The sequence below is a fragment of the Pseudomonas sp. 06C 126 genome (assembly GCF_001855215.1).
Lineage (GTDB): Bacteria > Pseudomonadota > Gammaproteobacteria > Pseudomonadales > Pseudomonadaceae > Aquipseudomonas > Aquipseudomonas proteolytica.
In genome coordinates this window covers 30111-42421 of the sequence record NZ_MIFU01000100.1, presented here as the reverse complement: position 1 = coordinate 42421, position 12311 = coordinate 30111, and the positions used below count along the sequence as shown (strand labels likewise).

Sequence of the window (12311 nt, the reverse complement as noted above, 5' to 3'; positions counted from 1 at the left end):
TCCACCGAATGTGACTGTAGCCAGGAAAATCAGCAGTCCAACGTGCCAGTGGCGCAGCTTGGCTGGGCCGCAGCCATCGCTGGTGGCGTGATGTTTATCCTGACGCGTGGCCGCTCCCCTCGGCCAATGATCCCCGCTTACTGATTCGGAGGAACCTCGATGGAACCGGAATTTAATGTAGCCGAAGAACTTGCCAAACAACCACACCTGCTGGAAATACCCGGTCATCTGTTGATGAAGGGCGGGGCCCAGAACTATATCGGCGCAGTACTTTGCCTGCGGGCAACGCTGTATTTCAAGGAGGCCCATACACCATTGGTGCGCGAAGCGTTATGCAAGTGCTTCGACGACTTTAAGCGTCTAGCCGAGCCCCATCTCACTTGGCTCTGGCGTGAGGAGCCTAGACAGGGTCAACCACTGTCAGCGTATGGTCAGGCAAAGTCACTGCGTGAAATGCTGAGCGCAATGGATGAAGACGACTACCTCAGCTTCTACTACCTCAGCGGCAAGCAATCCAACGACGCTAGCGCTTGGCTCTTCGATATTTTTGGCATGCAGGGATGGGCGGCAAGGATGGGGGATGAACTAAGCACTCTGGAGTTCTCAGTACCGCTTTTGTACCAAGAGCAGAATCCACTCAGTTTCCTACGCTTGTTCATTGACTCCGCGCGCCGATTGGTCCCCGAGCAGGGCTGCGCGGGGCATGCCTTCAATCTTTCCGTCACCAACCGGGATAGCAATGAGCCTACTGAAGCCTTTATGGCGGCGCGCATGCCTGGATTGGATGTAGGAACAGCCGCTCTGTTGGCGAATATCCCCGAGTTCAAACCCACAAAAATCAAGACAGTCAGTTGGCTGACCTTGCTCGACCAAGCACGCCTGGATCTTGTCGGCGGCCTGGATGGCCTGCGTGCGCAGCTACCTTCCAGCCATTTTGCCTTCTATGACTTCGGTAACGGCGTAGTGATCCAGGCCGGTGCATACCCATACCTTGGTGGTGATGCCGATGATCCGAAACCGGCGGCCTACGTGTTGTTGAACCATGTGCTCAAGGACATCCGCTACGAGACTGTAGGCTCACTGCACGGAGGCTCTCATGATGGCGAGTTGCGGCTGGTGGACTGGTCGGCTGACCAGTGGCTCAAGCGCTTGGATGTGGACGCAGACGATATACCCGCCTGGCGGGCTAAGTTACTTCACGAGGAGCCGTGCTTGGATGCTACAAACACCCTGCCGGGGCGTTTGTAGAATCGATGGGCTGACCACCTACGAATACAAGGATGGCGAAAATGAATAGGAAAAAGGTGTGGTGGTTGTGGGGTGGGTTGGATGCTATTTATGTCATCTGGTATTTTCTGAACAGTTTACTTGGCGGACGAGTTCCTTTTTTTAGCGATATTGCCAGCGCTGTGAATATTTTTCCGGATCACGGTTCAGTGCAGATTTATATGTTTGCTTTTAACTTGGCTCTTCAAGTTTCGGTTATTTTTTCTTGTGTGTTATTTTTATTGCAAAAAGCACAGGTTAAATGGCTTGTATATTCACAAACTCCTTTGCGTATTATTTTTATAGTACCCTCTGTTTCGATTTTGTTGATTGGCGCTCGCGTATTTCCAGATTACAACGTTATTTTTATGGCTGTCTTAGTGGTGATTTCCGAGGCTGCAAAAGTCTGGAGTGTTCGGCGGTATGGTCAGAAAAGTTGATCGGGCGCGCTGAAAACCTTCACCTTTGATGGACGCCGTCCTATTCGTCGCTCAAGCCGGCTGGACGGATAGCCAGAAGGCTTTTTTGTAGGAGCGAGCTTGCTCGCGAAGGTCGGTAACGATGGCGTGGGTAACCTGGATCAACGCGGTGTATTGGCGTTTTTCGCGAGCAAGCTCGCTCCTACAGGCCACAGCCCGCCGCCTATCAGGGAATTTGTATCAAAAGTTGACGAGATTCCATTCCTCGATCATATTGATAGTTAGCAAACTAACTGTATGCGAACTATCCCGTGTCCCACTCCCTCGAACACCTTCACATGAGCCTCAGCAGCAGCATGGTGGCTGGCGCCCGTCACTGGCGCAAAATCTGCCAGAGCACCCTGGTGAGCTACGGTATTTCCGAAGCCTGCGCAGTGCCTTTACTGATGATCGGCCGTCTCGGCGACGGCGTGCATCAAGTCAAGGTGGCCCAGGCCTCGGGGATGGAAAGCCCGTCCCTGGTGCGCCTGCTCGACCAACTGTGCAGCAGCGGTTATGTGTGCCGCACCGAAGATATCCACGATCGCCGCGCCAAGGCCTTGAGCCTCACCGAGCGCGGTCGGGAGCTGGTGCAAGCCGTGGAGGCGCAACTGGTGCGCCTGCGTCGTGAAGTGCTGGCCGACATTGCGCCCACCGATATGCAGGCCGCGCTGCGTGTGTTGCGCGCCTTTGAGGCGGCGACGCTTTGAACGGATTTTTCAGCGGCTTTCCTCCCGCTCGCGACTGGTTCTACGGCGTGCGTACCTTCGCCGCCTCGATGATCGCGTTGTACATCGCCATGCTCATGCAAATGCCGCGTCCGTATTGGGCGATGGCCACGGTGTATATCGTCTCCAGCCCGTTTGTCGGCCCCACCAGTTCCAAGGCGTTGTACCGCGCCATCGGCACCTTGATGGGCGCGGCGGCGGCGGTGTTTTTTGTGCCGATGTTTGTACAGTCGCCCTACATTCTGGTGGTGGTGATTGCGTTGTGGACGGGCACTTTGCTGTTCCTCTCCATGCACCTGCGCACAGCCAACAACTACGCCTTGATGCTGGCCGGCTACACCCTGCCGCTGATCGCCCTGCCGGTGGTGGATAACCCCCTGGCGGTGTGGGATGTGGCCGAGGCGCGGACCGAAGAAATCTTCCTCGGCATCGCAGTGGCCGCCGTGGTGGGCGCGATGTTCTGGCCGCGCCGCCTGATGCCGGTGTTCGATGGCTCGGTGGCCAAGTGGTTTGCCGATGCCCAGGTCTACAGCCAGCGCTTTCTGACGCGCAATGTGCAGCCTGAAGAAGTCAGCAACCTGCGCGGCGGTATGGTCGCCACCTTCAACACTCTCGAATTGATGATCGGCCAGTTGCCCCACGAAGGCGCACGGCCGCAGACCGTGCGTAACACCAAGGAACTGCGTGGGCGCATGATCCACCTGCTGCCGGTGGTGGATGCCCTGGATGATGCGCTGTACGCCATCGAACACCGCGCTCCGGCGTTTCTCGATCGCCTCACGCCGATACTCCAAGCCACCCAGCAATGGCTGCAAGACACCCAACAAGGCGCACCGCTGGAAAGCTGGCGCGCCTTGCGTGACCAGCTAGACGCCCTGCAACCCCAAGGCGAAGCGCTGGACGATCGCCACACCCTGCTGTTTTCCAACGCGTTGTACCGCCTTGGTGAGTGGATCGATTTGTGGCAAGACTGCCGCAGCCTGCAAGCCGCCATCGAGTGCGAAAGCCAGGACACCTGGCGCGCCGTCTACCGTCACTGGCGGCTGGGCCGGCTCACGCCATTTCTTGACCGTGGCCTGATGTTTTACTCGGCGTTCTCCACCGTCACCGCGATCATCGTCGCCTCGGTGCTGTGGATTCTGCTGGGCTGGACCGACGGCGGCAGTGCGGTGATTCTGGCGGCGGTGGCGTGCAGCTTCTTCGCCTCGATGGACGACCCGGCGCCACAGATTTATCGGTTCTTTTTCTGGACGGCAATGTCGGTGCTGTTCGCCAGCCTCTACCTGTTTCTGGTGCTGCCCAACCTGCACGATTTCCCGATGCTGGTGCTGGCGTTCGCCGTGCCGTTCATCTGCATCGGCACCCTCACCGTGCAGCCGCGCTTTTACCTGGGCATGTTGCTGACGCTGGTGAACACTTCGTCATTCATCAGTATCCAGGGGGCCTATGATGCGGACTTCCTCAACTTCGCCAACGTCAACCTGGCCGGTCCCGTGGGCCTGCTGTTTGCCTTTGTGTGGACGCTGATCGCCCGGCCCTTTGGCGCCGAACTGGCGGCCAAGCGCCTGACCCGCTTCAGCTGGCGCGACATTGTCGGCCTCACCGAACCTGCGACCCTGGCCGAGCACCGGCACATGGCCGTGCAAATGCTCGACCGCCTGATGCAACACCTGCCGCGCCTGGCCCTCACTGGCCAGGACACCGGCATTGCCCTGCGTGATTTGCGGGTGGCACTGAACCTGCTCGACCTGCTGGCCTACTCGCCGCGCATCCTCGGCGTGCCACGGGTGTTGCTCAACCAGGTGGTCGAAGGTGTCGGCGCTTACTTCAAGGCCTGCCTTAAAGCCGGTGAGCGCTTGCCCGCGCCCAGCGGCCTGTTGATGACCCTCGATCGCACGCGCCGCGCGCTCAACGGCCAGGGCCTGCAAGGCGAGGGCGATACCCGCCTGCACCTGTTGCACGCCCTGGCCGGCCTGCGCCTGGCGCTGCTGCCTGGGGTTGAATTCATTGGCGGCGCCGAGATGCAAGCGCCGCTGCCCGATGGAGCGCCTCTATGATCGGTGACCTGGATATCAGCGGGGTGTTCCTGCCCACGCTGCTGGTGCTGATGGGCATTACGTATGGCTTTTACCTGGTGGTGCACGGGCTGTTGAACCGCGTCCACTTCTATCGCCTGGTCTGGCACCGGGCATTATTCAATGTGGCTCTCTACGCGCTGTTGCTGGGCGCTGTGGACTCACTCAGTCGATACCTGATGACATGAAAAAACCTTTTTTGACGATTGGCCGCGTGGTCCTGACGTTGCTCGTAGTGACCTTCGCCTGCGTCGTGGTCTGGCGCATGGTCATGTATTACATGTTCGCCCCCTGGACCCGCGACGGGCATATCCGTGCCGACATCGTGCAGATCGCCCCGGACGTGTCCGGGCTGATCCAGCGAGTGGACGTGCGCGACAACCAGTTGGTGAGCCGTGGCCAGGTGCTGTTTTCGGTGGACCAGGACCGTTTCAAGCTGGCCCTGCGCCAAGCCCAGGCGGCCGTGGCCGACCGCCAGGAAACCCTGGCCCAGGCCCAGCGTGAAGCCAAGCGCAACCGGGGCCTGGGCAACCTGGTGGCCAGCGAGCAACTGGAAGAAAGCCAGTCCCGCGTGGCCCGCGCCCAGTCGGCCCTGGCCGAAGCGCAGGTGACAGTGGACAGCGCTCAGCTCAACCTCGACCGCTCGGTGATCCGCAGCCCGGTGGATGGCTACGTCAACGACCGTGCGCCTCGGGCCCAGGAGTTCGTGACCGCCGGGCGCCCGGTGTTGTCGGTGGTGGACAGCAATTCCTTCCACATCGACGGCTATTTTGAAGAGACCAAGCTGGACGGCATTCATGTCGGCCAGAGCGTGGATATCCGCGTGGTCGGCGATAGCGCGCGCTTGCGCGGCCATGTGCAGAGCATCGTCGCCGGGATCGAAGACCGTGACCGCACCAGCGGCTCCAACCTGCTGCCCAACGTCAACCCGGCCTTCAGTTGGGTGCGCCTGGCCCAGCGGATCCCGGTGCGCATTGCGTTTGACGATGTGCCGGCGGATTTCCGCATGATTGCCGGGCGCACGGCCACCGTGTCGATCATCGATGACCAGGCAAAATCCGGAGACCAGCCATGAAGCAACTGCTGGCGACCGTCGGGCTGGGGCTGCTGCTGTCGGCCTGCCAGGTGGTGGGCCCGGATTACCAGTTGCCCGACGCAGCCGCCGTCAACCGTGGCGACCTGCAGGGCCAACTGGCCGGGCAGGGCAACAATGTGGTCTCGGCCCCGGTACCCGCCGACTGGTGGAAGCTGTACCAGGACCCGCGCCTGGATGAACTGGTGCGCCAGGCCATGGCCTCCAACACCGATTTGCGCGTGGCTGCGGCCAACCTGCAACGGGCGCGTTTCCAGGAGCAGGAAGCGCAATCGGCGGGCGGTTGGAGCGGCGGGGTCAAGCTCGGCGCCCAGCGTTTGCAGGAGTCCGGCGAAGCCTTTTTGCTGGCGGACAAGGTACCGGTGGCCAATGTCGGCGATATCGGCATCACCACCTCTTATCAGTTCGACCTGTTCGGCACCCTGCAGCGCGGTATCGAAGGCGCCCAGGCCAACGCCGACGCGACCCAGGCCGCCGTGGATACCGCGCGCATCACCCTGGTGGCGGACGTGGTGCGCTCCTACACCCAGGTGTGCGCGGCCAACGAAGAGCTGCACATCGCCCGCCAGTCCCTGGATTTGCAAGCCCAAAGCACACGCCTGACCCAACGCCTGCGCGACGCCGGGCGCGGTGATGAAACCCAGGTCACCCGTTCGCAAACCCAATTCAAGTCGCTGCGTGCCGAACTGCCGCGCTTTGAGGCGGCGCGCCAGGCCGGTTTGTTCCGCCTGTCGATGCTCCTGGCCAAGCCCCTGGACCAACTGCCGGCCGGCACCCGCGATTGCGCCGAGTTGCCGCATATCGCCCAGTTGCTGCCGGTGGGCGACGGTGCAACCCTGCTCAAACGCCGCCCCGACGTGCGCCAGGCCGAACGCCGGCTGGCGGCAGCGACGGCGGGAATTGGCGTGGCCACCGGCGAGTTGTACCCGGATATCAGCATCGGCGCCTCCATCGGCACCGTGGGTATTATCGACAACCTTGGCAAACCGGCCACCAACCGCTGGGGCTTCGGCCCGCTGTTGAGCTGGACGGTGCCGTCCAACGGCTCGCGCGCGCGCATTCATGAAGCCGAAGCCGCGACCCAGGGGGCCTTGGCGCACTTCGACGGGGTGGTACTCAATGCCATCCGCGAGACCCAGACCGGGCTGGCGCAATACACCGCGCAGCTGCAGCGCCGCGATGCGCTGGCCGAGGCCGAGCAGTCGGCGCAACAGGCCGCCGACCAGACGCACCGCTTCTTCCAGGCCGGCCGCGAGTCGTTCCTCGCCGACCTGCAAGCCACCCGCACCTACACCGACATGCGTGCGCAACTGGCGCAGGCCAACACGCAGGTGGCAATGAGCCAGATCGACCTGTTCCTGGCCTTGGGCGGCGGCTGGGAAAGCGGACGAACGCACGGTGCAGAACCCGGCAAACCCTGAGGCGATTGCTATGCTTTGATCAGACGGGCTTGCGTGATGGCCCGCTGATCACTGCCTGCGTTGCTCATGGGGATTCCAATAATGAAAAACCCTTATGCTCCCGCTTTCTGGTGCGTGCTCTTCGCACTGGTGTTGTTATCGGCGACTTACTTCTACGGTGTCATGCTGGCCCATCAACTGGATAAGGCCATGGTGTTCCTCGACAGCGCCTGCGCGCTGATCGCCGCGTTGTCCGTTGGCGTGGTGGCCTGGGCGTCCTACCAGGGCCAGCGCACCCAGAAAAAAATCCTTGAACAAGGCAAGACGCGGGTCGCGATCTGGGACACCAAGGTCGCCCTGCGCCGGGTCGAAACCGTGTTCGACCGCTACTTCTGGGGCAGCTACTGGCAGCCTGGGCGGACGTTCCAGGAAGTCATGGGCGAACTGACCGGCACCCCCCTCGAAAAAAGCCTCGAGGCCCTGAAAAAACAATGCGTGCTGCTCGACCGGCAAGTGGCCGAAGGGAGGCACTGGCTGAACAACGCCCGGGAGCTGTCCGACGTCGCCACCGCCATGGCCCGCGAGCGTTACCAGTTGGACTTCTACGACCCCAAGGCCGACACCCCGGGCAATGCGGTGATCCACCGCGAGTTTGAAGTGCTGGTGTACACCTGGACCGCCCGGCTGAAGAGCTTCGACCACCAGCTCGACGAAATCGAGATGGAATACTCCTGACTAAGCGCAACATTTCCCCGCGGCGAGCGGGCTTGCCCCGCGCTGGGCTGCAAAGCAGCCCCAAAACCTGCCCCCTTGGTGTATCAGGAAGACCGAGGGGGGGCTGCTTCGCAGCCCAGCGGGGGACAAGCCCCCTCGCCACAGTGTTCCCTGTCCACCCCCTGGACCCCGCCGTTAGCCACAAGAGATTGCAACGAGCCCCCCCGCCAGTGCTAACCTTGCCCCGTTTTCGGCGGGCTTGAGCCGACGCCCACTTCGGGAGTCAGGGAAGACAGCCCACTTCGCACAGGATTGGATCAGGACACTTCATGAATAAATCAGCCGTTGTACTCTTGGGTTTTGTTGCCGCCGTCGGCGTGGTCAGTGCCGGCGGTGCCTGGTACACCGGCAGCCAGCTGGAAGGGGTGTTGAAAACCACGATCGAAGACGCCAACAAGGAGATGGAACGCTCCCTGGCCGGTGTCGATGGCCGCATGACCCTGGAGATGGTCTCCCTGGATCGCGGCTGGTTCAGCAGCACCGGCCACTTCCGCCTCAAGGCCGAAGGCGCGGCGTTCGGTGAACAGTTCAAAGACAGCGAGCTGCTGTTTGTCGACCGTATCGAACACGGCCCGCTGCCTGTCTCGCGCCTGATTACCCTGAAGTGGTGGCCAGTGCTGGCTACCAGCCATCTGGCCCTTGAGAAGAACCCGACCACCGAAAAATGGTTCGCCGCCACCAAGGATGTTTCGCCAATCAACGGCGTGGCCAACATCAGCTTCAACCGTTCGGTGAACGGCAACATGGAACTGCTGCCCCTGGAGTACAAGGACGCCACCACCAGCGTCAACTTCTCTGGCCTGAAGATGGACTACTTCAACACCGCCAAGGGTGAAGAGATCAAGGTCAATGGCTACATGGACGCCCTCAAGGTGGACCTGGTCGGCCCTGATGGCGCACCGTTCCAGGCGCAACTCAACGGCCTGACCGTGGCCAGCAACCTGTCCAAGAGCAGTTTCGGCTTTTATGTCGGCCAGAACACCGTCGAGCTGAGCAACACCCAGTTCACCTTTGGTCCACAACAAGCGGTGCTGACCGTCAAAGGCTTCGAGCAGAAAGACAGCAGCGAGACCAAGGACAACAACCTCAGCGGCCGTGTTGATTACAAAGTCGCCGAGATCGGTTACCAGGGCAAACCAGTCGGTTCGGCGGCCATGGCCGTGAGCATGAAGAACATCGACGTGCCGTCGGCCATGGTGCTGACCAAGCTGTATCAGGAAAAGATGCAACCGGTGCAGGCTGCCCAAGCTGCCGGGCAACCGATTCCAGAACTGCAACTGAGCGAAGCCGAACAAGCGCTGGCCCAGGCCAATGTCGACCTGCTGCTGGCCGCCAAACCGCAAGTGGCCCTGGAAAACCTGGCCCTCAAGACCGCCAATGGCGAAAGCCGCTTCAACCTGGTGGTAGACCTGACCAAACCGTCCACCATGGAGCTGCCACCGGTTGAACTGGCCAAGCAGATGATCACGCTGCTGGATGCCAACCTGACCCTGTCCAAGCCGATGATCTCTGACATTGCTGCACTGCAAGCGCAGATCGGTGGCGTGACCGACCCCAAAGCCATCGAGCAGCAATCCCAGATGGCCAGCGAGATGGTCAGCGAGATGGCCGTGGGCACGCAACTGGCAACCCTGGAAGGCAACGACATCCTGGCCAAGCTGCACTACGCCAACAATGAAGTGACCTTCAATGGCCAGAAAATGACTGTCGAGCAGTTTATCGGCGGCGTACTGGGCAAACTGGGTGCGGTCAGCGGCGCGCAATAAGCCCCTGTAGGCCAACACCGAAGCAAAAATGTGGGAGCGGGCTTGCTCGCGAATGCGGTGTATCAGTCAACATATCCATGACTGACCCACCGCATTCGCGAGCAAGCCCGCTCCCACATTTGATCTCCACTGGCTTGTAGGACAATTCTGAACAATTGTCCTGATTTGCCCAAATCCTTACCCCGCTCGGGGATATTGCGCCCCAGGAAAGCTAGTCCGGGTCCCCAGATACCGGCGGCCTGATGCGTGTTGTACAGGCGATATCGCTACAGCTTTCCAAGTAAGGAAGCTGACGACATGTTGCGTAACCCCTCTGCCTACGGTCCTGATCGATTGCGTCTACTGATCGGTGCCGTCCTGCTGCTGCCAACCCTGGCCGTGGCCGATCCTGCCTACGACTCCCTGATTCGCCAGGCCCGCACCGGCAACTACACGCCGGCGCTCAACCTGTTGCGCCAATTGCCTGTCGAACGCCAGACCGCTGGCCAGGTCAGCGACCACCTGCTGATTGCCAGCTGGGCACGCCAGGATGATGAAGTACTCAAGGTCTATGAGCGCCAGGGGCGCCAGCGCCAACTGACCACTCAAGCGCTGACCACCGTGGCCCGCACCTACCGCAATCAACAGCGCTGGGCGCCCGCCGAGGCCGTGTATCGCCAGGCGTTGCTGCGCGAACCGAACAACCCGGACCTGCAACTGGGCCTGGCCCTGACCCTGGCCGATGGCGGCAAAGCCGCCGAAGCCGTACAGCGTGCCCGCACCCTGGTGGTGGCCAAGCCCGAGGATGTCGAGCGGCGCATGGCCCTGGGCTACGCGTTGTCCCGTGCCGGGCAGCCGTTTGATTCACTGTTCGAGTTCGACCAGGCGTTTATCCGCGCCGGCAACCAGCCCGAGGTGGTGCGCGAATACCTGATCGCCCTGCAACGTGCACGTATGCCGGAACCGGCCTTGCGCCTGAGCGCGCTGCACCCCGGCCTGCTGGACCCGGTGACCCAGCGCCGCCTGGAAGGTGACTTGGCTGCCGAACGTGTGCGCCTGGCTGAATTCCCGACGCGCAGTGAAAGCGAACGCTTTGTGATCGCCGACCGCGCCCTCAAGGATTACGACCAACTGCTCGCCACCTGGGCCCCGGACGCCAGTGCCCATGACGATGTGGTGCGCTGGCGTATCGACCGGATGGGCGCGCTCAAGGCCCGTGCACGTACCGCCGAGGTGATCCACGACTACGAAGCCTTGCAAGCTCAAGGCGTGCAACTGCCCGGCTACGCCCTGCGCTGGGTGGCCGCCGCCTACCTCGATCAACGCCTGCCGGAAAAGGCTGCGCCGCTGTTTCGCCAAGCGGTGGCCGCGCCGGACGCCGACCCCAGCAACCAAGTGGTAGACAGCACCGCGCTGTACTACTCCCTGTTGGAAAACGACCAGACCGGCGAGGCCCGCGCTGTCGCAAACGACCTGGCGAGCACGCAAAAGCCTCGGGTCGAACTCAAGGGGCTGCCCCTCGGCAACCCCAACGACGCGTGGCTGGCCGCCCAGCAACTGGCGGCCCAGGCCGCGACCTACGGCGCCGATCTGCCAACCAGTGAAAAAAGCCTGGAGAACCTGGTGCGCACCTCGCCCGGCAACGTCGGCATGCGCGTGGCCCAGGCGGACATGTTCCGCGCCCGCGCCTGGCCGCGGCGTGCGGAGATTGCCCTCAAGGACGCAGAAAACCAGAACCCCCGCCATATCGACCTGGAAGTCTCCCAAGGCTACAACGCGCTGGAGCTGCAGGAGTGGCGCCAGCTTGATGTGCTCGCCGATGACGTGGTCGACCGCGCCCCGGAAAACCGCCAGGTCCAACGCCTCCAGCGCTTGCGCAAGGTGCATGAAATGGCCGAGCTGCGCATCGAAGCCGAGACCGGTAAAAGTCATGGCGGCGGGGCGGTGTCGGGTAGCCGCGACTGGGGCATCGAAACCCTGCTCTACAGCCCGCCCATCGATGAAGACTGGCGGATATTCGGCGGTATCGGCTACGCCACCGCCGACTTTGAAGAAGGCACTGGCCACCACCGCTGGCAGCGCCTGGGCGTGGAACGGCGAACCCGCGATATGACCCTGGAGGCCGAAGTCTCCAATCATTCCTACGGCAAAGGCACCAAGCAAGGCGCACGCCTGGCGATTGCGCGAGACATCAACGACCACTGGCAGTACGGGGGCAGTCTTGACTACCTGGCCGCCAGCACACCGTTGCGTGCGCTCAATGCCAACGTCACGGCCAATGGCGGCAGCGGGTTTATCCGCTGGCGCGCCAACGAGAGCCGTGAGTGGAGACTGGCGCTGAGCCCGTCCCACTTCAGTGACGGCAACGACCGTGTCGAGGCGCTGCTCAGCGGCCGTGAGGGCGTCTACCGCTCGCCGGGCGTGCAAGTGGACCTTGGCCTGGAAGTCGCCGCCAGCCGCAACAGCAAGGAAGAAGCCGCGTATTTCAACCCGCGTTCAGACTTCAGCGTGCTCCCCACGGTGAGCGTCAACCATGTGCTCTATCACCGCTACGAAACCCAGTGGAGTCAGCAGTTCCAGGCCGGTGCGGGCACCTACAGCCAGCGCGATTACGCCACCGGCGCCATTGGTTTGCTCAGTTACGGCCAGCGTTATCGCTGGAACGACGTACTGGAAACCGGCGCCAACCTGAGCTGGATCAACCGACCTTATGACGGTCAGCGCGAAAGCGATGTGCGCCTGCTCGTCGACCTCACTTACCGTTTCTAGAAG

The 12311-nt window shown here is 61.8% G+C and carries 10 protein-coding genes; all 10 read left to right on the top strand.

What is annotated here, in order from left to right:
• The first annotated feature begins 159 nt into the window (after window positions 1-159).
• The 10 genes from BHC62_RS19805 (at window position 160) to pgaA (ending at window position 12308) form a co-directional block, all read left to right on the top strand.
• Complete coding sequence (locus BHC62_RS19805; RefSeq protein WP_070995877.1) at window positions 160-1248, top strand: DUF3396 domain-containing protein; 1089 nt, start codon at window positions 160-162, stop codon at window positions 1246-1248.
• 41 nt (window positions 1249-1289) lie between these two features.
• Window positions 1290-1706 (top strand): hypothetical protein, encoded by a 417-nt coding sequence (locus BHC62_RS19800; RefSeq protein ID WP_070995876.1) that lies wholly within the window; start codon window positions 1290-1292, stop codon window positions 1704-1706.
• Between the two features lie 317 nt (window positions 1707-2023).
• Entirely contained in the window at window positions 2024-2434 is a 411-nt protein-coding gene (locus BHC62_RS19795) for a MarR family winged helix-turn-helix transcriptional regulator (protein WP_029298811.1), read from the top strand.
• A complete protein-coding gene (locus BHC62_RS19790) occupies window positions 2431-4509 on the top strand; it encodes an FUSC family protein (protein WP_029298812.1) in 2079 nt (692 codons plus the stop codon). The genes BHC62_RS19795 and BHC62_RS19790 overlap by 4 nt, the downstream gene beginning before the upstream one ends.
• The gene (locus BHC62_RS19785) at window positions 4506-4715 is read left to right on the top strand and encodes a DUF1656 domain-containing protein (protein ID WP_029298814.1); all 210 of its coding nucleotides are present in this window, start codon (window positions 4506-4508) and stop codon (window positions 4713-4715) included. Before BHC62_RS19790 ends, BHC62_RS19785 begins: the two co-directional genes overlap by 4 nt.
• Window positions 4712-5602: an efflux RND transporter periplasmic adaptor subunit gene (locus BHC62_RS19780; RefSeq protein WP_070995875.1), complete on the top strand. Its 891-nt coding sequence runs from the start codon at window positions 4712-4714 to the stop codon at window positions 5600-5602. Before BHC62_RS19785 ends, BHC62_RS19780 begins: the two co-directional genes overlap by 4 nt.
• Window positions 5599-7041, top strand: coding sequence for an efflux transporter outer membrane subunit (locus BHC62_RS19775; RefSeq protein WP_070995874.1), 1443 nt, complete (start codon window positions 5599-5601; stop codon window positions 7039-7041). Before BHC62_RS19780 ends, BHC62_RS19775 begins: the two co-directional genes overlap by 4 nt.
• 81 nt (window positions 7042-7122) lie before the next feature.
• The gene (locus BHC62_RS19770) at window positions 7123-7755 is read left to right on the top strand and encodes a hypothetical protein (protein ID WP_029298821.1); all 633 of its coding nucleotides are present in this window, start codon (window positions 7123-7125) and stop codon (window positions 7753-7755) included.
• Window positions 7756-8063: 308 nt separating this feature from the next.
• Window positions 8064-9560 (top strand): YdgA family protein, encoded by a 1497-nt coding sequence (locus BHC62_RS19765; RefSeq protein WP_070995873.1) that lies wholly within the window; start codon window positions 8064-8066, stop codon window positions 9558-9560.
• A 297-nt stretch (window positions 9561-9857) separates the two neighbouring features.
• On the top strand, window positions 9858-12308 hold the full coding sequence (gene pgaA, locus BHC62_RS19760; RefSeq protein WP_070995872.1) for a poly-beta-1,6 N-acetyl-D-glucosamine export porin PgaA: 2451 nt from the start codon (window positions 9858-9860) through the stop codon (window positions 12306-12308).
• Window positions 12309-12311 lie beyond the last annotated feature (3 nt).

Coding starts and splice junctions, on each gene's coding strand:
- BHC62_RS19805 (WP_070995877.1), top strand. CDS start 160: ATGGAACCGGAATTTAATGTAGCCGAAGAACTTGCCAAACAACCACAC.
- BHC62_RS19800 (WP_070995876.1), top strand. CDS start 1,290: ATGAATAGGAAAAAGGTGTGGTGGTTGTGGGGTGGGTTGGATGCTATT.
- BHC62_RS19795 (WP_029298811.1), top strand. CDS start 2,024: ATGAGCCTCAGCAGCAGCATGGTGGCTGGCGCCCGTCACTGGCGCAAA.
- BHC62_RS19785 (WP_029298814.1), top strand. CDS start 4,506: ATGATCGGTGACCTGGATATCAGCGGGGTGTTCCTGCCCACGCTGCTG.
- BHC62_RS19780 (WP_070995875.1), top strand. CDS start 4,712: ATGAAAAAACCTTTTTTGACGATTGGCCGCGTGGTCCTGACGTTGCTC.
- BHC62_RS19775 (WP_070995874.1), top strand. CDS start 5,599: ATGAAGCAACTGCTGGCGACCGTCGGGCTGGGGCTGCTGCTGTCGGCC.
- BHC62_RS19770 (WP_029298821.1), top strand. CDS start 7,123: ATGAAAAACCCTTATGCTCCCGCTTTCTGGTGCGTGCTCTTCGCACTG.
- BHC62_RS19765 (WP_070995873.1), top strand. CDS start 8,064: ATGAATAAATCAGCCGTTGTACTCTTGGGTTTTGTTGCCGCCGTCGGC.
- pgaA (WP_070995872.1), top strand. CDS start 9,858: ATGTTGCGTAACCCCTCTGCCTACGGTCCTGATCGATTGCGTCTACTG.